We start from the raw sequence: 24723 nt of genomic DNA on the forward strand, positions 1-24723 counted from the left end.
CCTTCGCCTTTTTAAGCGTTTACGCGCCGACTACGATCGGCTTTGCCAGAGGCGGGACGACGGCGCTGGTGGGCGCGATGCCGGCTTCGAACTCTGGACGGAAGTATTTGATCGCGCTGCCCAATGGTTCCACGGCACCCGGTGCGTGAGCACAGAAGGTCTTGCCTGGGCCGAGGAAACCCACCAGACCCAGCAGGGTCTCGATGTCGCCGGCCTGGCCTTCGCCGTTTTCAAGGGCCCGCAGCAGCTTGACGCTCCAGGGCAGGCCATCGCGGCAAGGGGTGCAGAAACCGCACGACTCACGGGAGAAGAACTCTTCCATGTTGCGCAGCAGCGACACCATGTTGACGCTGTCGTCCACCGCCATGGCCAGGCCGGTGCCCATGCGGGTGCCGACCTTGGCGATGCCGCCGGCGTACATTTGGGCGTCCAGGTGTTCCGGCAACAGGAACCCGGTACCGGCGCCGCCAGGCTGCCAGCACTTGAGCTTGTAGCCGTCACGCATGCCGCCGGCGTAGTCTTCGAACAGCTCGCGGCCGGTGACGCCGAACGGCAGTTCCCACAGGCCAGGGTTCTTGACCTTGCCGGAGAAGCCCATGAGCTTGGTGCCCATGTCTTCGCTGCCGTCGCGGGCCAGGGATTTGTACCAGTCCACGCCGTCGGCGATGATCGCCGGCACGTTGCACAGGGTCTCGACGTTGTTCACGCAGGTCGGCTTGCCCCACACGCCAACGGCGGCAGGGAAGGGCGGCTTGGAACGCGGGTTGGCGCGACGGCCTTCCAGGGAGTTGATCAGCGCGGTTTCTTCACCGCAGATGTAGCGCCCGGCACCGGTGTGGACAAACAGCTCGAAATCAAAACCGGAACCCAGGATGTTCTTGCCCAAGAGGCCCGCGGCCTTGGCTTCTTCCACGGCACGGTTCAGGTGCTTGGCGGCGGTGGTGTACTCACCGCGCAGGAAGATATAGCCACGGTAGGTTTTCAGCGCGCGGGCGCTGATCAGCATGCCTTCGATCAGCAGATGGGGCAGTTGCTCCATCAACATGCGGTCCTTCCAGGTGTTGGGCTCCATTTCATCCGCGTTGCACAGCAGGTAGCGGATGTTGATGGACTCGTCCTTGGGCATCAGGCCCCATTTCACACCCGTGGGGAAGCCCGCGCCGCCACGGCCCTTGAGGCCGGAGTCTTTCACGGTCTGGACGATGTCGTCCTGGGCCATGTCGCTGAACGCCTTGCGCGCAGCGGCGTAGCCATTCTTGGCCTGGTACTCGTCCAGCCATACGGCTTCGCCGTCGTCGCGCAGGCGCCAGGTCAGGGGGTGGGTTTCGGCCGAACGCTGGATGCGGTTGGCGGGCCCGAAGGAAGTCAGGGTCATACGTAGCCCTCCAGCAGTTTGGCGACGCCGTCAGGCTGGACGTCACCGAAGGTGTCGTCGTCGATCATCAGCGCTGGCGCCTTGTCGCAGTTACCCAGGCAGCACACCGGCAGCAGGGTGAAGCGACCGTCGGCGGTGGTCTGGCCCAGGCCGATGCCCAGCTTGCCCTGGATCTCGCTGACCACCGATTCGTGGCCACCGATGTAGCAGACCATGCTGTCGCAGACCCGAATGATGTGACGGCCTACTGGCTGGCGGAAAATCTGGCTGTAGAAGGTGGCCACGCCTTCGACGTCGCTGGCCGGGATGCCGAGGATCTCGCCGATGGCGTAGAGCGCGCCATCGGGCACCCAGCCACGTTCCTTCTGGACGATCTTCAGGGCTTCGATCGACGCCGCGCGCGGGTCTTCGTAGTGATGCAGCTCGTGCTCGATGGCCGAGCGCTCGGTTTCGCTCAGGGCGAAACGGTCTGTCTGGATAAGCGTGCTGTTCATGCTTAGCGGTCCACGTCGGCCATAACGAAATCGATACTACCCAGGTACGCAATCATGTCCGCGACCATGCTGCCTTTGATCACCGAAGGGATCTGCTGCAGGTGTGGGAAGCTTGGGGTGCGAATCCGGGTGCGGTAGCTCATGGTGCCGCCGTCGCTCGTCAGGTAATAACTGTTGATGCCCTTGGTCGCTTCGATCATCTGGAAGGATTCGTTGGCCGGCATGACCGGGCCCCACGAAACCTGCAGGAAGTGCGTGATCAGGGTCTCGATGTGTTGCAGCGTGCGCTCTTTGGGCGGCGGCGTGGTCAGCGGGTGATCCGCCTTGTACGGGCCTTCCGGCATGTTGCGCATGCACTGGTCGATGATCTTGATGCTCTGGCGCATTTCCTCGACGCGAACCATGCAGCGGTCGTAGGCATCGCCATTGGCCGCCAGCGGGACTTCGAATTCGAAGTTTTCATAGCCGGAGTAAGGGCGTGCCTTGCGCAGGTCGAAGTCGCAACCGGTGGAACGCAGGCCGGCACCGGTGACGCCCCATTCCAGGGCCTCTTTGGTATTGTAGGCGGCGACCCCGATGGTACGACCCTTGAGGATGCTGTTCTGCAGGGCGGCCTTGGTGTATTCGTCCAGGCGCTTGGGCATCCACTCGACGAAATCCTTGACCAGCTTTTCCCAGCCGCGCGGCAGGTCGTGGGCAACGCCACCGATGCGGTACCAGGCCGGGTGCAGGCGGAAACCGGTGATGGCTTCGATCACCGTGTAGGCCTTCTGGCGGTCGGTGAAGGTGAAGAATACCGGCGTCATGGCGCCCACGTCCTGGATATAGGTCCCCAGGAACAGCAGGTGGCTGGTGATGCGGAAGAACTCGGCCATCATGATGCGGATGACGTCGACCTTCTCCGGCACCTTGATCCCGGCCAGTTTCTCGACCGAAAGCACGTAAGGCAGGTTGTTCATCACGCCGCCGAGGTAGTCGATACGGTCGGTGTACGGGATGAAACTGTGCCAGGACTGGCGCTCGGCCATTTTCTCGGCACCACGGTGGTGGTAGCCGATGTCCGGGACGCAGTCGACGATTTCTTCGCCGTCCAACTGCAGGATGATGCGGAACGCGCCGTGGGCCGAAGGGTGGTTCGGGCCGAGGTTGAGGAACATGTAGTCCTCGTTGGCGCCCGAGCGCTTCATGCCCCAGTCTTCTGGCTTGAAGCGCGCGGCTTCTTCCTCGAGCTGTTGCTTGGCCAGGGACAGGCTGAACGGGTCGAACTCGGTGGCGCGGGCTGGGAAGTCCTTGCGCAGCGGGTGACCTTCCCAGGTCGGCGGCATCATGATGCGGGTCAGGTGCGGGTGGCCGGGGAAGTCGATCCCGTACATGTCCCACACTTCACGCTCGTACCAGTTGGCGTTCGGCCAGATGCCGGTCACGGTCGGCACGCTAAGGTCGCTCTCGGACAAGGCGACTTTGATCATGACGTCACTATTACGCTCGATCGACATCAAGTGATAGAACACGGTGAAGTCGACGCCGTCGGGCAGCCCTTGACGCTTGGTGCGCAGGCGCTCGTCCACGCCGTGCAGGTCATAGAGCATGACGTACGGCTTGGGCAGGTTGCGCAGGAACGTCAGGACTTCGACGAGTTTGGCCCGGGCAACCCAAAGCACCGGCATGCCGGTGCGGGTCGGCTGGGCGGTGAACGCCTCGGGGCCAAAACGGTTGTTCAGTTCGACGACCACATCCTGGTCGTCTGCCTTGTAAGGCGGGATGTACAGAGCACTGCCTGTAGTCATGGTTATTTATCGCTTTCGGTCAACGTAAAGAATGAAGCCAGGTTCTCGTTTCTTGTAGAGGAACAGAGCTGGATCAGACTTCGTCGGGGCTGCGCAGGTTGGTGACTGCGATACGCTGTTCGCGGCGCTGTTCCTTTTGCGATGGCATGTCGGCGCGATAGACGCCTTGATCGCCAACGACCCAGGACAGTGGGCGACGCTCCTGGCCAATCGACTCCTGCAACAGCATCAGGCCTTGCAGGAAAGCTTCAGGGCGAGGCGGGCAGCCGGGCACGTAGACGTCCACGGGCAGGAACTTGTCCACCCCTTGAACGACGGAGTAGATGTCGTACATGCCACCGGAGTTGGCGCACGAACCCATGGAGATCACCCACTTGGGCTCGAGCATTTGCTCGTAGAGACGCTGGATGATCGGCGCCATCTTGATGAAGCAGGTACCGGCGATAACCATGAAATCCGCCTGGCGTGGCGATGCCCGGATCACCTCGGCGCCAAAGCGCGCGATGTCGTGGGGCGCCGTGAAGGCGGTGGTCATTTCCACGTAGCAGCACGAAAGGCCGAAGTTGTACGGCCAAAGGGAGTTCTTGCGACCCCAGTTGACCGTGCTGTTCAGCACGTCTTCGAGCTTGCCCATGAAGATGTTTTTGTGGACTTGATCTTCTAACGGATCGGCGACGGTTTCCCGTTCGCCAATCGGATACTGCTCGTTAGGAGCATCGGGGTCGATCCTGGTGAGATTGTATTGCATTGCCAAAGCCTCATTGTTTCAGCTTCGCTTGCCGCTTGCGCCGAGCTTCCGGAGCCCAATCAAGCGCCCCCACTCGGTAAAGGTAGACAAGACCTGCCAACAGAATTGCTATGAAAACGAGAGCTTCGACGAATCCGGTCCAGCCGCTTTCGCGGACGGACACAGACCATGCAAAGAGAAAGAGGGCTTCGATATCGAAGATCACGAAGAGCATCGCGACCAGATAGAATTTGGCTGAGAGCCGCAAGCGGGCGCCACCGGTGGGTAGCATGCCGGACTCGAACGGTTCATTTTTGCTGCGGCCCCAGGCTTTTGACCCAAGCAGGCTCGACACACCGAGCATGAAAGCACACAGGCCAACAACGCCCAGAAGGAAAATGGCAAAGCCCCAATTGTGGGCCATGAGTCCTGTCGCTTCGGACATGCTGGAAATCCTTAACAGAGAGCAAAGGTCTCTGAGCTTGAATGAAATAACGCAGTGACGATATGTCGCAGCAATCAATCGCGGTGATTTTATGGCTAAACACCGGGCAAGTAAAATTCCTATAGCGAAATTATTTATTGGAATAAGGACATAGCGCACCTCCAGGACCCTGCGGCCCAGACCTGGTGGGCGTTGGCCGGCTATTGATCAATAATATTTCGTGTGGAATGTAACAATGATAATGACTTCCAAATGATAATTATTATTATCTGTAGCGGCCTTTCTACGGTGCACTTAGTATTGTGCCTGAAAGACTGTCTTACATGGCCGCTACTGCAATTGTCAGCGCCGCACGTTTTACTCCTTTTCGGACTGCCCAATACTGCGTTCGATCAATTTTTCTACCCGTGCGCCGAAGTTTTGTGGGGGAGGGGGTTGGTGAAGGTTGGATCTGGGTGGGGGACTGCTCCTGTGGGAGCCAGGCTTGCTCGCGATGCCGACAACGCGGTCCCGAGGCAGACAGCGTAATCGTTCAGCGCGGGCAAGCCTGACTCCCACAGATGCAGGCTTGCTCTTACAGCGTAGGTCGCTTCAAAAAAAACGGGTGAAAAAACCAGCCTTATCAGATCAATTCGCCCAGTTGACCCCGCGCAGAACCTGTGGCCAGGGGAAATTGCACGTCAAGCGACAACGTTTTGCGAGCAAAAATCGGCGCGAGGTCTGGCTTAAGGTCTTGAAGGAGTGATATCAAATGGCTATCTTTGTGCTTCATTCGTCTAATCATCTATATCAATATTGGTTGGATTTACACCCCCTTCTTAGATAGTCGCGTCAGTTTTCATCGTTCGCGGCTGAGACCAAAGGAACCTCATGACCTCTCGGATCGCGAATATGAGCGTTATGCTCAAGCTGGCTTTGGGCTTTGCTGTTGTGCTGCTTCTGACCGCTATTCTTGCCGCGGCCGGCTGGTTCAGCCTGGGAAAAATGATCGAGCGTACCGATCGAATGACCAGCATTACCGAGCTTGGCAACCGTCTCGATCACCTGCGCAGGGCTCGCTTGCAATACCAGGTGGACAGGGGCGATGAACAAAAGGGTGCGTTTATCCAGGTGTCGCTGGAGCAGTTTGTCGCCAAGCAGAAAAGCCTGGCAAAAGAGCTGAAGAAACCTGGAAACCTGAAAAAACTTGCGCTGATCGAGCAGGCCAGCACGCAATACCAAGTGGCACTGAATACGATGCGCGAGGCTTATCGCAATGACGTTGCCATGCGCAAGGAGATGGGCGTCAATGCGGTCAAGGGCGCGGCGCTGATTGCTCAGGTCATCACTGACGTAGAGGCAATGCCCGCCTCGGATGAGCGCCGCTTTGGCCTTTACAAGCTCATCCTCAAGGCCAAAGAGGACGTAGCGCTGGTGCGTTATGAAGTGCGCGGCTATACCGGTAACCCCAACAGCACCACCGAGCAAGCGGCCACCCGCCAGCTCGAAAATGCGATCAAGAACATTGAAACGCTCAACAGCGCTTTCGGCCCCACCTATGCCGAGACCTTCAAGCAGCTGGAATCTGCGCTGATTGCTTACCGCCGCTCGGTACAGAACTTCACCGCCAGTAATCAGGCCATTGACAAGGCCGTGCAGGAGACCATCGATTTGGGTGACACCATCACCCGTCTGACGGATGAAATGTATGCCAGCCAACTGGTCTCCCGTGACGAAGACAGCGCCCAGGCGCGCATCCTGCAGTTGAGCTGCACTGCCTTGGCGATGCTGTTGGGGATTTTGGCCGCCCTGATCATCACCCGCCAGATTACACGGCCGTTGCAGGACACACTGGTTGTGGTCGATCGAATTGCGGCGGGCGACCTCACACAGCACATGATCGTGACCCGTCGTGATGAACTGGGTGTCTTGCAGCAAGGTATTCAGCGTATGGGCAGCACCTTGCGCGACCTGATCGGTGGCATCCGCGATGGCGTCACCCAAATCGCCAGTGCCGCTGAAGAGCTATCAGCCGTCACCGAGCAGACCAGTGCCGGGGTCAATAGTCAGAAGACCGAGACCGATCAGGTGGCTACCGCCATGCACGAGATGTCGACCACCGTGCATGAAGTCGCGCGTAATGCCGAACAAGCTTGCGCAGCCGCATCAGAGGCTAATGAACACGCCCGTATTGGCGACCAAGTGGTCGCGCAAGCCATCGTTCAGATTGATCGCTTGGCCAGCGAGGTCGGACGCTCAGTCGAAGCCATGAACGAGCTGGAGCAAGAGAGCGGGCGCATCGGCAAGATCATGGACGTGATCCGGGCGGTGGCTGAACAGACCAACTTGTTGGCCCTTAACGCCGCCATCGAGGCCGCTCGCGCGGGTGACGCCGGGCGCGGCTTTGCCGTGGTCGCCGATGAAGTCCGTGGGCTGGCCCAGCGTACCCAGCATTCCACCGAGGAGATTGAAAGCCTGGTGGCGGGCTTGCAGAACGGCACGCGCCAGGTATCGAGCATCATGCAAAATAGCCGCGAACTGACCGACAGCAGCGTGGAATTGGCACGCAAAGCCGGCTCCTCCCTGGGCAACATTACCCAAGCGGTTTCTGGCATCCAGGCGATGAACCAACAGATTGCCGCCGCCGCGGTGCAACAAAGCTCGGTGGCCGAGGGAATCAGCCGGAGTGTCCTGAGCGTGCGCGATGTATCCGAGCAGACCGCCTCAGCCAGTGAAGAAACCGCAGCCTCCAGCATCGAACTGGCGCGCCTGGGTAATCAGTTGCAGCAGTTGGTCAGTCATTTCAAGGTGTGAAAATCGGGGGGGGAACCGGCAAAAAAAAGCCCCGAACCAGTCGGGGCGTTAGATCGTCGGCTTTGCGGTTAGCTTTTATTCGGTCCGCAAGGGCCGTTTACGGCGTGGATCAGTGGAACTGCTCTTCTTCGGTGGAGCCGGTCAGTGCGGTGACCGACGAAGTGCCGCCCTGGATCACGGTGGTCATGTCGTCGAAGTAGCCGGTGCCCACTTCCTGCTGGTGAGCCACGAAGGTGTAGCCCTTGGCGGCGTCAGCGAATTCCTGCTCCTGCAGTTTCACGTAGGCGGTCATGTCGTTGCGGGCGTAGTCGTGCGCCAGGTTGAACATGCTGTGCCACATGTTGTGAATGCCGGCCAGGGTGATGAACTGGTGCTTGTAGCCCATGGCGGACAGTTCGCGCTGGAACTTGGCGATGGTCGCGTCGTCCAGGTTTTTCTTCCAGTTGAAGGAAGGCGAGCAGTTGTACGACAGCAGTTGGTCGGGGTATTCCTTCTTGATCGCTTCGGCGAAGCGACGGGCTTCGTCCAGGTCCGGCTTGGCGGTTTCGCACCAGATCAAGTCGGCGTACGGCGCGTAGGCCAGGCCACGGGAGATGGCCTGGTCGAGGCCGGCGCGCACCTTGTAGAAGCCTTCCTGGGTGCGGGTACCGGTCACGAACGGCTGGTCGTACGGGTCGCAGTCGGAGGTCAGCAGGTCAGCGGCGTTGGCGTCGGTACGGGCCAGGATGATGGTCGGTACACCGGCAACGTCGGCAGCCAGGCGGGCAGCGGTCAGCTTCTGCACGGCTTCCTGGGTTGGAACCAGCACCTTGCCGCCCATGTGGCCGCATTTCTTCACCGAAGCCAATTGGTCTTCGAAGTGAACGCCAGCGGCGCCTGCCTCGATCATGCTCTTCATCAGCTCGTAGGCGTTCAGGACGCCGCCGAAACCGGCTTCGGCGTCAGCCACGATCGGCGCGAAGTAGTCGATGTAGCCTTCGTCGCCCGGGTTCTTGCCGGCTTTCCACTGGATCTGGTCGGCGCGACGGAACGAGTTGTTGATGCGCTTGACCACGGTTGGAACCGAGTCCACCGGGTACAGCGACTGGTCGGGGTACATCGACTCGGCGGAGTTGTTGTCCGCGGCCACTTGCCAGCCCGACAGGTAGATCGCCTGGATGCCGGCCTTGACTTGCTGCACAGCCTGGCCGCCGGTCAGGGCACCCATGCAGTTGACGAAATCTTTCTCGGGACGGAAGGCTGGCTTGGCGCCCTGGGTCACCAGGTTCCAAAGCTTCTCGGCGCCCATTTTCGCAAAGGTGTGCTCAGGTTGAACCGAGCCACGCAGACGGACGACGTCAGCAGCGGAATAATTGCGCTTCACGCCTTTCCAGCGCGGGTTTTCAGCCCAGTCTTTTTCAAGGGCTGCAATTTGCTGTTTGCGTGTCAGTGCCATGGAGATAAACCTCGTCGCATAGGTCTTGGTGGAAAATTCCTTGCTCCTGCCGACCAGGGGTGGCGTACAAGTCGGTTCAGGCGGGGAGGCGACGGGATGAACGATGGGCTCGAGGGGAAAGTGAGCAGGTAGGGGCGAACTGCGGGCGCATTCGGGCGTCGTGGGCCTCCATACGAACTCAGAGTGATGCCGGGTTACCTAGTTACGCTTCCGTCCCTCGGGACAACTTCGTTCCAGTCGCAACCTCGTCAAACACACCTTGTGGGCGGTACAGACACGAATCGGCTCGCAGGGTAGTTGCAAGCGTCGACCCGAAGGCCCTTGCCAGGGCCCCTGATTAGCGGGAGCGAGGCCATCATGCCTTCGGTTTTTTGGCTCGTCAAACGTTTTGTAGTGCTTTTTTTATGGCACTACATCTTTGGTCTAATACGACTCATCAGTCAGTTTTTGGTGCTTCAGTTCAGGGTGTCGACCTTGACCCGCAGAATCATGTCGTCGCGGCCCTGAGTAGAGTAGCTGCGGGTCAGGCCCTGCTTGTCGGCTTGAGTCTGGCGATTGACCCCGGCCAGGGTGATCCATTCGCCCAGGCGGCCGCTGACAGTTGTGTCGGTACTCTGAACGTTCACTACATCGGGACGTTCCTGGCTCATGCGGTCACGGTTGGTACTGATGCTGAGATGAACGGTCTCGCCGGTGACGCTCGCCGTGACATAAAAACCCTGGGTGACGTTGCGGTATTCGGTCTGGCTTTGCATGCGGCCGTAATTGTCGGTCTGGTTGCTGGTGAACGGCACGCTCTGGCCCACCTGGATCAGCGCTGGCTGGCCCTCACTGGCTTGCACCTGCTGCACGCCGCCGTCACGGCTGGCAGTGCTGCGGTTGATGATGCGGGTCTGGCTGGGGGCGGCGCCGTTGATCGAGTAACCCTGGTCGCCCTGCAGGTTGTTTTCGTTGGTGTCGACCGTGATCAGCAGGCGCTTGGGGGCAGTGTCCAATTGGGCGAGGAATTGCCGGAGTTCGTCGATCTTGCCGGGCTCGGCGTTGACGATCAGTTGGTTGCCGTAGGCGCTGACCTGGCCGTCCTTGCCGATGAAGTTCTGTGCCACCGGCAGCAGGTCGGCGCTGGTGCGGTAGTTCAGTGGCACGATTTGCGTGTCCGCCATGACCGAGAGGCTGCAGCCGAGCAGCAGGGTGGTCAGCAGGGTGCGTAAGGACATGTCCATTTCTCCGCGAGACAAAGGCTTGATATTGCCAGTTTGTCGGCCTGGGGTGGGGCAAGTTGAATGATAGACAGCAAAACGCCCCGGCATCGGTGGATGGCGGGGCGTTTTGTGGTGTTCTTCAGGGCCTCATCGCGAGCAAGCTCGCTCCCACACTGGAACACCCGAAATCTCTGTTCGTTGCAGATCCCTGTGGGAGCGAGCTTGCTCGCGATGGCCGCGCCGCGGTTTCAAGTGGAATGGCGAACCATGTCCACATGCGGAATCCCGGCTTCCAGGAACTCCTCACTGACCACCGCAAAGCCCAGTCGCTCATAGAACGGCGTGGCATGCACCTGGGCGCTGAGCATCTGTTGCTTGAGCCCACGTTTCTCCGCTTCGGCGATCACGGCGTGCATCAGCGCATCGCCCACCTTCAGGCCGCGCCAGTCCTTGAGGACCGAGACACGGCCGATATGGCCGTCGGTCAACAGGCGCGCGGTGCCGATGGGAAAGTCGCCTTCATGCGCCAAAAAATGCACCGCGCTCTGGTCGTCGGCATCCCATTCCAGCTCAGGTGGAACGCACTGCTCGGCAATGAACACGGTCTCACGAATGCGCCGGATCTCGGCGTTATCCTTTTGCCAGTCTGCGACACGAACGTGAATTTTATTCATCGGCGAACCCCAGGCTGCCTTGCTTGACCAGCTCGCAGACCAGGCCGCGACCGTCTTCGTCGGCCAACCACGGGCCGAGGTTCTCGATGTGCAGGGCGTCGGCGGCGCAGATCATTTTCAGCAGCTCGCGCAGCTTGCCCGGCAGGTAACGGCTCTGGCCGCTGGCGAACAGCAGCAGGTCGTCGTCGACTTCCGACCAGGCCAGGCGCGCGCTCGGGTTGCGAATGATCACGGCGCCTTGTTCCAGGCTGGCCAGCAGGTCGTCTTCTTCCAGTTCAGGGCCCACCACCAGTTCCGGGTAGCGCGGCTCGGTCATGAACTGGCCGAACCAGGTCAGCAGCAGGCGTTCGTCGCTCATGTGCTCGGCCAGCAAGCCCTTGAGACGGTCGAGGGCGTCGTGCTGGATCTGGTGCGGATCGCTCACGGGGCGCGCGTCGGCGTCGGTATAGCGTTCTTCGTCCGGCAGGAACTGGCTGAGGAAGTCGGTGAAGTGGGTCAGCACTTCAGCGGCGCTCGGCGCCCGGAAACCCACCGAGTAGGTCATGCAGTCGTCTACGGCCACGCCACAGTGGGCCAGGCGCGGCGGCAGGTAGAGCATGTCGCCCGGTTCCAGGGTCCACTCGTCGGTGGCTTCGAATTCGGCGAGGATGCGCAGGTCGGCGTGTTGCAGCAGCGGGCTTTCGGAGTCGCACATCTGGCCGATTTTCCAGTTGCGCTGGCCATGGCCCTGCAGCAGGAACACGTCGTAGTTATCGAAATGCGGACCCACGCTGCCGCCCGGGGCGGCGAAGCTGATCATCACATCGTCGATGCGCCAGCTTGGCAGGAAGCGGAAGTGCTCCAGCAGCTCGCTGACTTCCGGTACGAACTGATCGACCGCCTGTACGAGCAAGGTCCACTCGCGCTCTGGCAGCTTGCTGAATTCGTCTTCGGCGAACGGGCCGCGACGTAGCTCCCAAGGGCGCTCGCCGTGCTCGATCACCAGGCGCGATTCGACTTCTTCTTCCAGGGCCAGGCCGGCCAGTTCGTCGGCGTCGATCGGGCTTTGGAAGTCAGGAATCGCCTGACGGATCAGCAGCGGTTTTTTCTGCCAGTAGTCGCGCAGGAACTCCCGTGCCGTGATGCCGCCCAGAAGTTGCAGAGGAATATCAGGATTCATGTGTAACCTATTGAAAAAATATACTTTTCAGACGCGAATAAAAACGCCCGGCGCGGCCGGGCGTCTCAAAGGTAAAGCGGTGGATCAGATTCGCTTGGCTTGTGCCGCTGCGTTGCCGATGTAATTGGCCGGCGTGAGCTTCTTCAGCTCGGCGCGGGCCTCGGCAGGCATGTCCAGGCCATCGATGAAAGTCTGCAACGCTTCAGGGCTGATGCCCTTGCCACGGGTCAGTTCTTTCAGCTTTTCATACGGGTTTTCGATGTTGTAGCGACGCATCACGGTCTGGATCGGCTCGGCCAGGACTTCCCAGCAGGCGTCCAGGTCGGCGGCGATTTTCTGCTCGTTCAGTTCAAGCTTGCTGATGCCCTTGAGGCTGGCTTCGTAGGCAATGACGCTGTGGGCAAAACCCACGCCCAGGTTGCGCAGCACGGTGGAGTCGGTCAGGTCGCGCTGCCAGCGGGAGATCGGCAGTTTGCTCGCCAGGTGCTGGAACAGTGCGTTGGCGATGCCCAGGTTGCCTTCGGAGTTTTCGAAGTCGATTGGGTTGACCTTGTGCGGCATGGTCGAGGAACCGATTTCGCCGGCGATGGTGCGCTGCTTGAAGTAGCCCAGGGAAATGTAGCCCCAGATATCACGGTCGAAGTCGATCAGGATGGTGTTGAAACGGGCAATGGCGTCGAACAGTTCGGCGATGTAGTCGTGTGGTTCGATCTGGGTGGTGTACGGGTTGAAGCTCAGGCCCAGCTCGTCTTCGATGAAGGCGCGGGCGTTGGCTTCCCAGTCGATGTCCGGGTAGGCCGACAGGTGGGCGTTGTAGTTGCCCACGGCGCCATTGATCTTGCCCAGCAGTGGCACGGCGGCCACCTGGGCGATCTGACGCTCCAGACGGTACACCACGTTCGCCAGTTCCTTGCCCAGGGTGGTCGGCGAAGCCGGTTGGCCGTGGGTGCGCGACAGCATTGGCACATCGGCGAAGCGGATCGCCAGTTCGCGGATAGCCTGGGCGGTCTGGCGCATCAGTGGCAGCATCACCTCATCGCGGCCTTCGCGCAGCATCAGGGCGTGGGACAGGTTGTTGATGTCCTCGCTGGTGCAGGCGAAGTGGATGAACTCGCTGACATTGGCCAGTTCCGGCAGCTTGGCCGCCTGCTCCTTGAGCAGGTATTCGATGGCCTTGACGTCGTGGTTGGTGGTGCGCTCGATCTCTTTGACGCGCTCGGCGTGCTCCAGCACAAAATTTTCTGCCAGGGCATTCAGCACCGCGTTGGCTTCGGCGGAAAACACCGGCACTTCGCTGATGGCAGGGTGGGCGGCCAGGCGCTGGAGCCAGCGCACTTCAACCAGGACGCGGGCACGGATCAGGCCGTACTCGCTGAAAATCGGGCGCAGGGCCTGGGTTTTGCCGGCGTAGCGGCCGTCAACAGGGGAAACCGCAGTGAGCGAAGAGAGCTGCATGGGGTGTTCTCGGACAGTCGGGCAACGAAATGGGGCGCGTATCATACATGAAAACAATCGCCGGTCCGTCGCCAACTGACCGGCGTATTACGCGTAACGAACTACAAAAACAGGTTGAGGCGACTTATTCGTTGCGCATCAACGGGTAAAGCTCTTTAAGCAATTTGCGCCGGCTGATCACCAGTTGCCAGCGATGGCCGCCCAACTGCCGCCACAGCCTTGCCGAACGAATCCCTGCCAGCAACAGGGCGCGGATCTTCGAGGCATTGCTCGGTTGCTGCAGGTTGCGCATGTCGCCATGCACCTGGATGCGCTGGCGCAAGGTGCTCAGGGTGTCCTGGTAAAGCGCGCCGCAGGCCGCGACGACGTTTTCGTGGGACGGGCCGAAATGCTCGACCTGGGACTGGATCTGCGGCAAGCGTTTGCCGATGGTCTCCAGCAGGTCGTCGCGCTTGGCCAGCTGGCGCTCAAGACCCAGCATCGACAAGGCGTAGCGCAACGGTTCACGTTGCAGGGCGCTGGGGTCGCGTTCCAGGGCGCCGATCAGCGCACGATAGCCTTCGCGCAGGTTCAGGTCGTCACCGCCGTAGACTTCAAGGGTGTCCTTGGGGTCGCGAACCAGCAGGCTACCGAGCATGCAGGCTACGCCCGCTTCGGTGGCCTGGCCGGTCTTGGCGATCCGGTCCACCAGCACGGCGGCGAGAAACACACCGCCCAATGCTGTCAGTTGCTCCTGGATGGGGGTCATGCCTTGCTGCTCCAGGGCTCTGCGATTTCGATCACGCCGCCGCCCAGGCAGATTTCGCCGTCATAGAACACCACGGACTGGCCTGGGGTGACCGCCCGCTGCGGGTCATCGAAGGTGGCACGGTAACCCGTGGCGGTTTTTTCCAGGGTGCAGGGCTGGTCGCCCTGGCGGTAGCGAACCTTGGCCGTCAGGCGACGAGGTTCGCTGAGGTCGATCGGGTTGACCCAATAGATGTCGGAAGCGAGCAGGGCGCGGGAAAACAACCATGGATGGTCGTTGCCCTGGCCGACGATCAGCTCGTTGTGCTCCAGGTCCTTGACCAGCACGTACCACGGCTCTTCCCCGGCGTCTTTCAGCCCGCCGATGCCCAAGCCCTGGCGCTGGCCGATGGTGTGGTACATCAGGCCATGGTGACGGCCGATGACTTCGCCTTCGGTCGTCTTGATCTCACCCGGCTGGGCCGGCAGGTATTGCTTGAGGAAGTCGCTGAAACGGCGCTCACCGATAAAGCAGATCCCGGTGGAATCCTTTTTCTTGGCGGTGGCGAGCTGGTGTTTTTCGGCGATCGCGCGCACTTCGGGTTTTTCCAGTTCGCCTACCGGGAACAGGGTCTTGGCGATCTGCTCGCCACCGACGGCATGCAGGAAGTAGCTCTGGTCCTTGTTCGGGTCCAGGCCCTTGAGCAGTTCGGTACGGCCGTCGATGTCACGGCGGCGCACGTAGTGGCCGGTGGCGATCAGGTCGGCGCCGAGCATCATGGCGTAGTCGAGGAACGCCTTGAACTTGATCTCGCGGTTGCAGAGGATGTCCGGGTTTGGCGTGCGGCCGGCCTTGTATTCGGCCAGGAAGTGCTCGAACACGTTGTCCCAGTACTCGGCGGCGAAGTTGGCGGTGTGCAGCTTGATGCCGATCTTGTCGCACACGGCCTGGGCGTCCGCCAGGTCGTCCATGGCGGTGCAGTATTCGGTTCCGTCGTCTTCTTCCCAGTTCTTCATGAACAGGCCTTCCACCTCATAACCCTGCTCGATCAGCAGAAGGGCGGAAACGGAAGAGTCCACGCCGCCGGACATGCCGACAATGACGCGCTTCTTGGTGGTGTCAGAAGGGGCTGGATCACGCATAGGAATTCAATGAGTGTCTTGAAAAAGGACGCGATTCTATCAGGCCCGGGCGCGCAAGGCTAAAGAGAAGGACGGATCAGCGTCAGGCTGTGGCAGTGGCCGGCCAGATAATCGTCGATGCAACGGATGATCAGCTCGCTACGCCAGTGCTCGCGCTGCTCGAGCAGTTCGTCGCGGGTCAGCCATTTGGCGCCGAGGATGCCGTCGTCCAGTTGATACCCGGGATGGTGTTTCAAGGCCTTGGCGGCGAAACAGACCCGTTGGTAGGTCACGCCGTTGCTGGGGGCGGTGTACAGGTAAATGCCTACCACGCTGGTGGGTTCGACGTCCCAGCCGGTTTCCTCCAGGGTTTCGCGCACGGCGGCTTCTATCAGGGTTTCGTCCGGGTCCAGATGGCCGGCGGGCTGGTTGAGCACCGCCCGTCCGCCCTTGGATTCTTCCACCATCAGGAAGCGGCCGTTATCTTCGACGATGGTGGCGACGGTGATGTGGGGTTGCCAATCCATGAAGTTTCCTCGAATTTCTGCAGGGTGAACACAACACCCTGTGGGAGCGAGCTTGCTCGCAATAGCAGTGGGCCAGTCATGTTAAATGAATGACCCGTCGAAGTCCCGAGCAAGCGCTCACACTTGTAATGATGTTCTCCTTGTCAGCGATGCTGGCCTTGAATGTCAATGGCGATGGCCTTGGAGGGGCTATGCAAGATCCGGGTGTTCTTAAAGAGCAATGCATATCGTATTGGGAAAGGTTTTTTCGAGGTATGAAAAGTCTCGGATATCACACAGTGTGCTGGTAAACGATTTGATTGTCATGGTGACCCGTTTATTGGAGGTGTCATGATCAAATTCGACGACAGTCTTTGCTTCCGAGAATCCGTCCTTGATCGTCAGGGTTGTGACGCCGGCTGGATAACTTTTGTCCTGTGTGAGGTAGTACTCGGTGGCCACCCTTGGATTGCCCTCGCCGTGTCGGTCAACCTTATGTATTTGTCCCGGAGGAAAGTCCTGGTATACGTCGCAGCCCGAAAAATAGATGTTGACGTTGGATAAAAAAGAAAATTTATCCGTATCTGCAATAACGACTTGGGACACTTTTTTTTCAGGGGCAGGGTGCACAGGGTCACTTGGAGAGTATTGGATGGGCTGGTCGTCGACCTGGAACTCGCACCCCGTGTGAGCCTTGCGGTCGGCGGGTGTGGCGGGTTTTTTTATCTCAAGTTCAATGCTGGCTATGAAATCCTCAAAGATCCAACTGTGAGCCAGGACGGCGGCACCCGGTGAGGGGGTTGAGTAAGTTACTTGGTTGCCGAACTTGTATGCATTGAATCTGTATTCGGTAGATGAGCTTTTAAATAGCAACTCATGAGACGCGGTGACGTAGCTGTATCTCTGTCCATGGTCATTGGTGCGAACACCTGTAGAGTATCTTCCGCCCGCACTGCTGAACTCGGCTACCTCATAGTATTCATAAGGTTCACCGTCGCCATTTCTGGCGTACAGGGTAGGGGATACTGTCAGGTCGAGAAAACTCCAATTGCCAATAGAGAAATGTCTTTGAGCGGGTATGGTCACTTGCGCTTTTTTTTTCATGGTGCATTTCCTCAATGTAGGCGAGTTAGGTGATGAGTTTCCAGCGCGTCGTGTTCGCTGAAACAAACTCAAGCCTTGTACAGGAAGGATTGCTATCGCTACGCAGGCGATTTCAGCAACCTGGTTTCGCTCTACTTGAGGTTGATACGGCGGTAAGCCATTCCAGTTTTCAGAATGGCGCCCGATCTAACTCTCTCTCTCGTTCTCTTGCCGAGACATCCCGCATCCAGAAAAGTTGAAAGGTGGGATTTGGATCATGCCGTGGCTTTCAACGCTTATGGTTTACTTCATGCGCCTTCAGTGAAGAGGGCGTACTTAGAACGATGTTCTTAAGCCTAGGCTGTCACCTGATGCTGTCAAGCAACCTCCCGGCGCCGCCAGCGCTTTCGACTCAGGATGCCGCGCACAAAAATGCCCGTATCTTGCGATACGGGCATTGTTTAACCAGCCGGAAGATGGCTGGGTTTACACCGTCCGACAGGGGGGCGGTGAATGCTTCCTTTCAACCTTACACCAGCGCAGCAATCGCCGCGTTGAAGGTTGCGCTCGGACGCATGGCCTTGCTGGTCAGCTGCGGATTGGCGAAGTAGTAACCGCCAATATCCACGGGCTTGCCTTGGACTGCATTGAGCTCGGCAACGATTTTTTCTTCGTTGTCGGTCAATGTCTTGGCCAGGGAAGCGAACTGAGCCTTGAGGGCTGCGTCGTCGTCCTGGGCGGCCAGTGCCTGGGCCCAGAACAGGGTCAGGTAGAAGTGGCTGCCGCGGTTGTCGATGCCGCCGACCTTGCGCGAAGGCGATTTGTTACGGTCCAGGAACTCACCGGTAGCCTGGTCCAGGGTCTTGGCCAGCACCAGTGCCTTAGGGTTGTTGTAGGTCACGCCCAGGTGTTCCAAGGACGCGGCCAGGGCCAGGAACTCGCCCAGGGAATCCCAGCGCAGGAAGTTTTCTTCCAGCAACTGCTGAACGTGCTTGGGGGCCGAGCCGCCAGCGCCGGTTTCGAACAGGCCGCCGCCGTTCATCAGCGGCACGATCGACAGCATCTTGGCGCTGGTGCCCAGTTCCATGATCGGGAACAGGTCGGTCAGGTAGTCGCGCAGCACGTTGCCGGTCACCGAGATGGTGTCCTTGCCTTCGCGGGTGCGGGCCAGGGTGAACTTCATCGCGTCGACCGGCGACATGATGCGGATGTCCAGGCCGGCAGTGTCGTAGTCCTTCAGGTACGTCTGGACTTTCTCGATCACGACGCCGTCATGGGCGCGCATAGGGTCCAGCCAGAAGATCGCCGGGGTGCTGCTGGCGCGGGCGCGGTTGACGGCCAGTTTGACCCAGTCCTGGATCGGCGCGTCTTTGGTCTGGCACATGCGGAAGATGTCGCCAGCCTCGACGTTCTGCTCCAGCAGGGTGCGACCGTTGCTGTCCGAAACACGGACCACGCCGTCGACCTTGATCTGGAAGGTCTTGTCGTGGGAACCGTACTCTTCGGCTTTCTTGGCCATCAGGCCAACGTTTGGCACGCTGCCCATGGTGGTTGGGTCGAAGGCGCCGTGTTGCTTGCAGTCTTCGATCACCGCCTGGTAGATGGTGGCGTAGCAGCGATCCGGGATCACGGCCTTGGTGTCGTGCAACTGGCCGTCGGTGCCCCACATTTTGCCGGAGTCACGGATCATGGCCGGCATCGAGGCGTCGACGATGACGTCGCTCGGCACGTGCAGGTTGGTGATGCCTTTGTCGGAGTTGACCATCGCCAGGGATGGGCGCGCTGCGTAGACCGCCTGGATGTCGGCTTCGATCTGCGCCTGCTGCTCGGCCGGCAGGGCCTTGATGCGAGCGTACAGGTCGCCGATGCCGTTGTTCAGGTTGAAGCCGATCTGCTCCAGCACTTGGGCGTGCTTGGCCAGGGCGTCTTTATAGAACTCGGCAACGATCTGGCCGAACATGATCGGGTCGGAGACCTTCATCATGGTGGCCTTGAGGTGAACCGACAACAGGACGCCTTTTTGCTTGGCGTCTTCGATTTCGGCGGCGATGAAGTCGCGCAGGGCGTTCTTGCTCAGCACGGCGCAGTCGAGGATCTCACCGGCTTGTACGGTGGTTTTTTCCTTCAGGACAGTGGCAGTGCCGTCCTGGGCGATCAGCTCGATTTTCACGCTGCCGGCGGCGTCGATCAGGGCGGCTTTTTCGCTGCCGTAGAAATCGCCGGTGCTCATGTGAGCCACGTGGGACTTGGAGTCAGCTGCCCAGGCGCCCATTTTGTGTGGGTGCTTGCGTGCGTAGTTCTTGACCGACAGCGGCGCGCGACGGTCGGAGTTGCCTTCGCGCAGGACCGGGTTCACGGCACTGCCCTTGATCTTGTCGTAGCGGGCGCGCGCGTCTTTGTCGGCGTCGCTGGTCACGGTCTCCGGGTAGTCCGGCAGCGCGTAGCCCTGGGCCTGCAATTCCTTGATCGCGGCCTGCAGTTGCGGCACCGAGGCGCTGATGTTCGGCAGCTTGATGATGTTGGCTTCCGGCGTAACGGCCAGGTCGCCCAGTTCGGCGAGGTGGTCGGCTACGGCTTTGTCACCCAGTTGCTCGGGGAAGCTGGCCAGGATGCGCCCTGCGAGGGAGATATCGCGGGTTTCCACGGCGATATCGGCCGAAGCGGTAAAGGCTTCGACGATCGGCAGCAGCGAATAGGTGGCGAGGGCGGGGGCTTCGTCGGTGAAGGTATAGATGATCTTCGAGCGGGTGGGCATATTCGGATTAACTCTCTTCTTTGCTAAAGCATGCGCAGAAACTCGAGGGGCGCCGGGTAAGCGCGTTCGTTCAAAGTCATCCGTGAACCGAATGTCGAGGTTTCTTCGCGGTGATGTTGGGTGCATCAGTCGAGCGTCAAGCGGTTGGGCCGCGGTAACGGTCCGGCTTTTAAACTGGCGAAAAGTCCTGTGATAGAGCGCTCAGCCAGCGTGACCCTGTGGTCAGCGGCGGCATTATACATAGGTAGCTGGCAATCTGCCGATGGTTCATGGACTTCCGTACACGTCCATTGGTCTAAACGTCGCACTACCCAGGGAGCAGGCTATGCTCATGTTTGGCGCTTTTCCCTTGGTTTTCAGGGTTGTACACCGCGAACTGCAACGCTTTGCCCCGGATGGGCCTAACGTAGGGTTTGCGCGCCGATTCAAGTGGGGTACGCTCGAACGCAGCCAGATGTTCAATCCAAGCAATGGAGTTCAGCATGGGGTATCAAAAGATTCAGGTTCCAGCCGTCGGTGACAAAATCACCGTCAATGCAGACCATTCTCTTAATGTTCCCGACAACCCGATCATCCCCTTCATCGAAGGCGACGGCATTGGCGTCGATATCAGTCCGGTCATGATCAAGGTTGTGGACGCTGCGGTTCAGAAGGCCTATGGCGGCAAGCGCAAGATTTCCTGGATGGAAGTCTATGCCGGCGAGAAGGCGACTCAAGTCTACGACCAGGACACCTGGCTGCCCCAGGAAACCCTGGATGCGGTCAAGGATTACGTGGTTTCCATCAAGGGCCCGCTGACCACGCCGGTGGGCGGTGGTATCCGTTCGCTGAACGTCGCCCTGCGCCAGCAGCTCGACCTGTACGTGTGCCTGCGTCCGGTGCGCTGGTTCGAAGGCGTGCCAAGCCCGGTCAAGAAGCCTGGCGACGTGGACATGACGATCTTTCGCGAGAACTCCGAGGACATCTACGCTGGCATCGAGTGGAAGGCCGGTTCGGCCGAAGCCACCAAGGTCATCAAGTTCCTGAAAGAAGAAATGGGCGTGACCAAGATCCGTTTCGACGAGGACTGCGGCATCGGCGTCAAGCCGGTTTCCAAGCAGGGCACCCAGCGCCTGGCGCGCAAGGCCTTGCAATATGTTGTCGACAACGATCGCGATTCGCTGACCATCGTGCATAAAGGCAACATCATGAAGTTCACCGAAGGTGCCTTCAAGGAATGGGCCTACGAAGTGGCGGCCGAGGAGTTCGGCGCGACCCTGCTCGACGGCGGGCCGTGGATGCAGTTCAAGAACCCGAAGACTGGCAAGAATGTTGTCGTCAAGGACGCCATCGCCGACGCTATGTTGCAGCAAATCCTGCTGCGTCCGGCGGAATATGACGTGATCGCGACCCTGAACCTGAACGGTGACTACCTGTCCGACGCCCTGGCGGCGGAAGTGGGTGGTATCGGTATTGCGCCAGGCGCCAACCTGTCCGACACCGTGGCGATGTTCGAAGCCACCCACGGTACCGCGCCCAAGTATGCCGGCAAGGACCAGGTCAACCCGGGCTCGCTGATCCTGTCGGCGGAAATGATGCTGCGCCACATGGGGTGGACCGAAGCGGCCGACCTGATCATCAAGGGCACCAACGGCGCGATTTCGGCCAAGACCGTGACCTATGACTTCGAACGTCTGATGGAGGGCGCCAAGCTGGTGTCGTCCTCGGGCTTCGGTGATGCCCTGATCTCGCACATGTAAGCGAATCGGCGCTCAGCGCGAATGCCCGGTTCGAGTGATCGAGCCGGGCATTTTCATTTGCATGGGCGGCGACCGCCGGTCAGTGGGTCTCGGTGACCCTGACATTGACAGGGGCGGGTGTCTCTTCGGCGGTGACTAGCCTGATGTTGACCGCGTGCAGGCCCTTGGGTCCCTGGATGACGTCGAACGTCACAGGCTGTCCGGCCTTCAGGGTTTTATAGCCTTCCATGTTGATGGCCGAGTAGTGGGCGAAAAGGTCTTCATCATCCCTGCCGGCCGCGATAATGAAACCGTAGCCCTTGGCATTGTTGAACCATTTCACCTTGCCATTCATCTTGACGACCGACATAACCCATTTCCCTCTGCAACGGACTCCATCACTGGAGTATCATCCAGTCCATCCGCAGGCTAATCTTGAAGTAAGGATAGATTCCACGGACCTTTTTAACCCGCGATGGGCTCTATTGGTTGTAACACCGTTTTGCCGATAGTCAAGGTGGCCGGGTGGTCGTGGTTGAAATCGCCCACACGCGCCCCCATCACTGTATTCGCCAACTAAACGAACCTTTCTTTCCATGCATGCAGTCAGCCAGATTCGACTAACATTCAATCAGGATCGCCCGGATCTACACGACGACGATTCCGCAGGCATTGCTGTTCAGGAAGCAAAGCCTGCACTACAGGCGCCACCGATGTACAAGGTGGTTTTGTTCAACGATGACTACACACCGATGGATTTCGTCGTCGAAGTGCTCGAGGTGTTTTTTAACCTGAATCGGGAGCTGGCGACCAAGGTCATGCTGGCCGTCCATACAGAGGGACGGGCAGTATGTGGAGTGTTTACCCGCGACATCGCCGAGACGAAGGCCATGCAGGTCAACCAGTACGCCCGGGAAAGCCAGCATCCGCTACTCTGTGAAATCGAGAAGGACGGTTAACGCCGACCACTTGGGTATGAGGTGAAGCTATGTTAAACCGCGAGCTCGAAGTCACCCTCAATCTTGCCTTCAAGGAGGCTCGTTCGAAGCGTCATGAATTCATGACCGTCGAACACCTGCTGCTGGCCCTATTGGATAACGAGGCTGCCGCCACCGTTTTGCGTGCCTGCGGCGCGAACCTCGATAAACTCAAGCATGATCTGCAGGAGTTCATCGACTCCACCACGCCACTGATCCCCGTTCATGACGAGGATCGGGAAACCCAGCCAACCCTGGGCTTCCAGCGTGTACTGCAGCGTGCTGTCTTCCATGTACAGAGCTCGGGCAAGCGTGAAGTCACCGGCGCCAACGTGCTGGTTGCCATCTTCAGCGAGCAGGAAAGCCAGGCGGTGTTCCTGCTCAAGCAGCAGAGCGTTGCGCGTATCGATGTCGTCAACTACATCGCCCATGGCATCTCCAAGGTGCCGGGGCACGGCGATCATTCCGAGGGTGAGCAGGATATGCAGGACGACGAGGGCGGTGAGTCTTCTTCTTCAGGCAACCCATTGGATGCCTATGCCAGCAACCTGAACGAACTGGCGCGCCAGGGACGTATCGACCCATTGGTCGGGCGCGAGGCGGAAGTCGAGCGTGTCGCACAGATCCTGGCTCGGCGTCGCAAGAACAACCCATTGCTGGTGGGCGAGGCGGGTGTGGGCAAGACGGCGATTGCCGAAGGCTTGGCCAAACGCATCGTCGACAATCAAGTGCCGGACCTGCTGGCCAACAGCGTGGTGTACTCCCTCGACCTGGGTGCCTTGCTGGCCGGTACCAAGTACCGCGGCGATTTCGAGAAACGCTTCAAGGCGTTGCTCGGCGAGTTGAAGAAACGTCCGCAAGCGATCCTGTTCATCGACGAAATCCACACCATTATTGGTGCCGGGGCGGCGTCGGGTGGGGTCATGGATGCGTCGAACCTGCTCAAGCCGTTGCTGTCCTCGGGTGATATCCGTTGCATCGGTTCGACCACGTTCCAGGAATTTCGCGGGATCTTCGAGAAAGACCGTGCCCTGGCCCGACGCTTCCAGAAGGTCGATGTGTCGGAGCCTTCGGTGGAAGACACCATTGGCATTCTGCGCGGCCTGAAAGGGCGTTTCGAGCTGCACCACAACATCGAGTACAGCGATGAAGCCCTGCGCGCGGCGGCTGAACTGGCCTCGCGCTACATCAACGACCGGCACATGCCGGACAAGGCCATCGACGTCATCGACGAGGCGGGTGCCTACCAGCGCCTGCAACCTGTGGAGAAACGCGTCAAGCGCATCGAAGTGCCTCAGGTCGAGGACATCGTGGCGAAAATCGCGCGTATTCCGCCTAAGCACGTCACCAGTTCCGACAAGGAGTTGCTGCGTAACCTGGAGCGTGACCTCAAGCTCACGGTGTTCGGTCAGGATGCGGCCATCGACTCGCTGTCGACCGCCATCAAGCTGTCCCGCGCCGGTCTCAAGTCGCCGGACAAGCCAGTGGGTTCGTTCCTGTTCGCCGGTCCGACCGGTGTCGGCAAGACCGAGGCCGCGCGGCAACTGGCCAAGGCAATGGGTATCGAGCTGGTTCGCTTCGACATGTCCGAGTACATGGAGCGCCACACCGTATCGCGTCTGATCGGTGCACCTCCAGGCTATGTCGGTTTCGACCAGGGCGGCCTGCTGACCGAAGCCATCACCAAGCAGCCACACTGCGTATTGTTGCTCGATGAAATCGAGAAGGCGCATCCGGAAGTCTTCAACTTGCTCCTGCAGGTCATGGACCACGGTACGCTCACCGATAACAACGGGCGCAAGGCGGACTTCCGCAACGTGATCATCATCATGACCACGAACGCCGGTGCCGAAACCGCAGCTCGCGCTTCGATCGGTTTCACCCATCAGGACCATTCGTCCGATGCGATGGAAGTGATCAAAAAGAGCTTCACGCCTGAATTCCGCAACCGCCTGGACACCATTATCCAGTTTGGTCGCCTCAGCCATGAGGTCATCAAGAGCGTGGTGGACAAGTTCCTTACCGAACTTCAGGCGCAGCTCGAAGACAAGCGTGTGCTGCTGGAAGTCACCGATGCGGCTCGCAGCTGGCTGGCCGAAGGTGGTTACGATGTAACGATGGGGGCACGACCAATGGCACGCCTGATCCAGGACAAGATCAAGCGTCCGCTGGCCGAGGAAATCCTCTTTGGCGAGCTGGCCGAACATGGCGGTGTGGTGCACATCGACATCAAGGACGGCGAACTGACCTTCGACTTCGAAACCACGGCCGAAATGGCCTGACCGTTCGT

General features: G+C 59.6%; 20 protein-coding genes and 1 pseudogene. 5 read left to right on the forward strand and 16 right to left on the reverse strand.

The annotated features are described in order from the left end of the window. Nucleotides 1-19 precede the first annotated feature (19 nt). The 5 genes from nuoF to KI237_RS11525 all read right to left on the reverse strand — a co-directional run bounded on the left by nuoF (nucleotide 20) and on the right by KI237_RS11525 (nucleotide 4828). Nucleotides 20-1375, reverse strand: a complete 1356-nt coding sequence (gene nuoF, locus KI237_RS11505; RefSeq protein ID WP_003203373.1) for an NADH-quinone oxidoreductase subunit NuoF — start codon at nucleotides 1373-1375, stop codon at nucleotides 20-22. Continuing rightward, nucleotides 1372-1869 (reverse strand): NADH-quinone oxidoreductase subunit NuoE, encoded by a 498-nt coding sequence (nuoE, locus tag KI237_RS11510; protein ID WP_018609201.1) that lies wholly within the window; start codon nucleotides 1867-1869, stop codon nucleotides 1372-1374. The genes nuoF and nuoE overlap by 4 nt, the downstream gene beginning before the upstream one ends. 2 nt (nucleotides 1870-1871) lie before the next feature. Next, nucleotides 1872-3656 carry an NADH-quinone oxidoreductase subunit C/D gene (nuoC, locus tag KI237_RS11515; RefSeq protein ID WP_018609203.1) on the reverse strand — a complete coding sequence of 595 codons (1785 nt, stop codon included), beginning with the start codon at nucleotides 3654-3656 and terminating at the stop codon, nucleotides 1872-1874. 73 nt (nucleotides 3657-3729) lie between these two features. After that, nucleotides 3730-4404 (reverse strand): NuoB/complex I 20 kDa subunit family protein, encoded by a 675-nt coding sequence (locus KI237_RS11520; RefSeq protein WP_013693708.1) that lies wholly within the window; start codon nucleotides 4402-4404, stop codon nucleotides 3730-3732. A 10-nt stretch (nucleotides 4405-4414) separates the two neighbouring features. Further along, nucleotides 4415-4828, reverse strand: coding sequence for an NADH-quinone oxidoreductase subunit A (locus KI237_RS11525; RefSeq protein ID WP_003203367.1), 414 nt, complete (start codon nucleotides 4826-4828; stop codon nucleotides 4415-4417). A 1005-nt stretch (nucleotides 4829-5833) separates the two neighbouring features. Between KI237_RS11525 and KI237_RS30955 the strand changes: the two are divergent. Together KI237_RS30955 and KI237_RS30960 are read left to right on the forward strand one after the other, a co-directional pair. Then, nucleotides 5834-6718, forward strand: a pseudogene (locus tag KI237_RS30955) (methyl-accepting chemotaxis protein); the annotation flags it as partial. Nucleotides 6719-6916: 198 nt separating this feature from the next. Then, complete coding sequence (locus KI237_RS30960; RefSeq protein WP_502937110.1) at nucleotides 6917-7621, forward strand: methyl-accepting chemotaxis protein; 705 nt, start codon at nucleotides 6917-6919, stop codon at nucleotides 7619-7621. 109 nt (nucleotides 7622-7730) lie between these two features. Here the strand turns inward: KI237_RS30960 and aceA are convergent, their stop codons facing one another. The 10 genes from aceA to KI237_RS11580 form a co-directional block, all read right to left on the reverse strand. After that, on the reverse strand, nucleotides 7731-9056 hold the full coding sequence (gene aceA / locus KI237_RS11535; RefSeq protein ID WP_212799905.1) for an isocitrate lyase: 1326 nt from the start codon (nucleotides 9054-9056) through the stop codon (nucleotides 7731-7733). A gap of 455 nt (nucleotides 9057-9511) precedes the next feature. Then, nucleotides 9512-10273, reverse strand: a complete 762-nt coding sequence (locus KI237_RS11540; RefSeq protein WP_212799906.1) for a secretin N-terminal domain-containing protein — start codon at nucleotides 10271-10273, stop codon at nucleotides 9512-9514. A gap of 233 nt (nucleotides 10274-10506) precedes the next feature. Beyond that, nucleotides 10507-10932, reverse strand: a complete 426-nt coding sequence (locus KI237_RS11545) for a GNAT family N-acetyltransferase (RefSeq protein ID WP_212799907.1) — start codon at nucleotides 10930-10932, stop codon at nucleotides 10507-10509. After that, nucleotides 10925-12091, reverse strand: coding sequence for a ribosomal protein uL16 3-hydroxylase (locus KI237_RS11550; protein ID WP_212799908.1), 1167 nt, complete (start codon nucleotides 12089-12091; stop codon nucleotides 10925-10927). The genes KI237_RS11545 and KI237_RS11550 overlap by 8 nt, the downstream gene beginning before the upstream one ends. A gap of 84 nt (nucleotides 12092-12175) precedes the next feature. Beyond that, the gene (purB, locus tag KI237_RS11555) at nucleotides 12176-13546 is read right to left on the reverse strand and encodes an adenylosuccinate lyase (protein ID WP_212799909.1); all 1371 of its coding nucleotides are present in this window, start codon (nucleotides 13544-13546) and stop codon (nucleotides 12176-12178) included. Nucleotides 13547-13670: 124 nt separating this feature from the next. Continuing rightward, nucleotides 13671-14294 (reverse strand): high frequency lysogenization protein HflD, encoded by a 624-nt coding sequence (gene hflD, locus KI237_RS11560; RefSeq protein WP_003203353.1) that lies wholly within the window; start codon nucleotides 14292-14294, stop codon nucleotides 13671-13673. After that, a complete protein-coding gene (gene mnmA / locus KI237_RS11565; RefSeq protein WP_212799910.1) occupies nucleotides 14291-15415 on the reverse strand; it encodes a tRNA 2-thiouridine(34) synthase MnmA in 1125 nt (374 codons plus the stop codon). Before mnmA ends, hflD begins: the two co-directional genes overlap by 4 nt. 59 nt (nucleotides 15416-15474) lie before the next feature. Further along, a complete protein-coding gene (locus KI237_RS11570; RefSeq protein WP_212799911.1) occupies nucleotides 15475-15921 on the reverse strand; it encodes an NUDIX hydrolase in 447 nt (148 codons plus the stop codon). Between the two features lie 210 nt (nucleotides 15922-16131). Beyond that, nucleotides 16132-17004: a hypothetical protein gene (locus tag KI237_RS11575; RefSeq protein WP_212799912.1), complete on the reverse strand. Its 873-nt coding sequence runs from the start codon at nucleotides 17002-17004 to the stop codon at nucleotides 16132-16134. A 508-nt stretch (nucleotides 17005-17512) separates the two neighbouring features. Continuing rightward, nucleotides 17513-19738, reverse strand: coding sequence for an NADP-dependent isocitrate dehydrogenase (locus tag KI237_RS11580; RefSeq protein WP_212799913.1), 2226 nt, complete (start codon nucleotides 19736-19738; stop codon nucleotides 17513-17515). Between the two features lie 482 nt (nucleotides 19739-20220). Here KI237_RS11580 and icd point away from each other — a divergent pair, with 482 nt between their 5' ends. Beyond that, nucleotides 20221-21477 carry an NADP-dependent isocitrate dehydrogenase gene (icd, locus tag KI237_RS11585; RefSeq protein ID WP_018609234.1) on the forward strand — a complete coding sequence of 419 codons (1257 nt, stop codon included), beginning with the start codon at nucleotides 20221-20223 and terminating at the stop codon, nucleotides 21475-21477. A gap of 79 nt (nucleotides 21478-21556) precedes the next feature. Here the strand turns inward: icd and KI237_RS11590 are convergent, their stop codons facing one another. Continuing rightward, a complete protein-coding gene (locus KI237_RS11590) occupies nucleotides 21557-21826 on the reverse strand; it encodes a cold shock domain-containing protein (RefSeq protein ID WP_249410724.1) in 270 nt (89 codons plus the stop codon). Between the two features lie 226 nt (nucleotides 21827-22052). Here KI237_RS11590 and clpS point away from each other — a divergent pair, with 226 nt between their 5' ends. After that, complete coding sequence (gene clpS, locus KI237_RS11595; RefSeq protein WP_003180089.1) at nucleotides 22053-22415, forward strand: ATP-dependent Clp protease adapter ClpS; 363 nt, start codon at nucleotides 22053-22055, stop codon at nucleotides 22413-22415. A gap of 29 nt (nucleotides 22416-22444) precedes the next feature. Next, nucleotides 22445-24715, forward strand: a complete 2271-nt coding sequence (gene clpA / locus KI237_RS11600) for an ATP-dependent Clp protease ATP-binding subunit ClpA (RefSeq protein WP_003203340.1) — start codon at nucleotides 22445-22447, stop codon at nucleotides 24713-24715. Nucleotides 24716-24723: the final 8 nt, after the last annotated feature.

The sequence above is a fragment of the Pseudomonas sp. St316 genome (genome assembly GCF_018325905.1).
GTDB lineage: Bacteria > Pseudomonadota > Gammaproteobacteria > Pseudomonadales > Pseudomonadaceae > Aquipseudomonas.

Coding starts and splice junctions, on each gene's coding strand:
- KI237_RS11545 (WP_212799907.1), bottom strand. CDS start 10,932: ATGAATAAAATTCACGTTCGTGTCGCAGACTGGCAAAAGGATAACGCC.
- KI237_RS11575 (WP_212799912.1), bottom strand. CDS start 17,004: ATGAAAAAAAAAGCGCAAGTGACCATACCCGCTCAAAGACATTTCTCT.
- KI237_RS11520 (WP_013693708.1), bottom strand. CDS start 4,404: ATGCAATACAATCTCACCAGGATCGACCCCGATGCTCCTAACGAGCAG.
- icd (WP_018609234.1), top strand. CDS start 20,221: ATGGGGTATCAAAAGATTCAGGTTCCAGCCGTCGGTGACAAAATCACC.
- KI237_RS11590 (WP_249410724.1), bottom strand. CDS start 21,826: ATGTCGGTCGTCAAGATGAATGGCAAGGTGAAATGGTTCAACAATGCC.
- KI237_RS11580 (WP_212799913.1), bottom strand. CDS start 19,738: ATGCCCACCCGCTCGAAGATCATCTATACCTTCACCGACGAAGCCCCC.
- purB (WP_212799909.1), bottom strand. CDS start 13,546: ATGCAGCTCTCTTCGCTCACTGCGGTTTCCCCTGTTGACGGCCGCTAC.
- clpA (WP_003203340.1), top strand. CDS start 22,445: ATGTTAAACCGCGAGCTCGAAGTCACCCTCAATCTTGCCTTCAAGGAG.
- KI237_RS11540 (WP_212799906.1), bottom strand. CDS start 10,273: ATGTCCTTACGCACCCTGCTGACCACCCTGCTGCTCGGCTGCAGCCTC.
- nuoF (WP_003203373.1), bottom strand. CDS start 1,375: ATGACCCTGACTTCCTTCGGGCCCGCCAACCGCATCCAGCGTTCGGCC.
- mnmA (WP_212799910.1), bottom strand. CDS start 15,415: ATGCGTGATCCAGCCCCTTCTGACACCACCAAGAAGCGCGTCATTGTC.
- hflD (WP_003203353.1), bottom strand. CDS start 14,294: ATGACCCCCATCCAGGAGCAACTGACAGCATTGGGCGGTGTGTTTCTC.
- KI237_RS11570 (WP_212799911.1), bottom strand. CDS start 15,921: ATGGATTGGCAACCCCACATCACCGTCGCCACCATCGTCGAAGATAAC.
- aceA (WP_212799905.1), bottom strand. CDS start 9,056: ATGGCACTGACACGCAAACAGCAAATTGCAGCCCTTGAAAAAGACTGG.
- KI237_RS11525 (WP_003203367.1), bottom strand. CDS start 4,828: ATGTCCGAAGCGACAGGACTCATGGCCCACAATTGGGGCTTTGCCATT.
- nuoE (WP_018609201.1), bottom strand. CDS start 1,869: ATGAACAGCACGCTTATCCAGACAGACCGTTTCGCCCTGAGCGAAACC.
- nuoC (WP_018609203.1), bottom strand. CDS start 3,656: ATGACTACAGGCAGTGCTCTGTACATCCCGCCTTACAAGGCAGACGAC.
- KI237_RS30960 (WP_502937110.1), top strand. CDS start 6,917: ATGTCGACCACCGTGCATGAAGTCGCGCGTAATGCCGAACAAGCTTGC.
- KI237_RS11550 (WP_212799908.1), bottom strand. CDS start 12,091: ATGAATCCTGATATTCCTCTGCAACTTCTGGGCGGCATCACGGCACGG.
- clpS (WP_003180089.1), top strand. CDS start 22,053: ATGCATGCAGTCAGCCAGATTCGACTAACATTCAATCAGGATCGCCCG.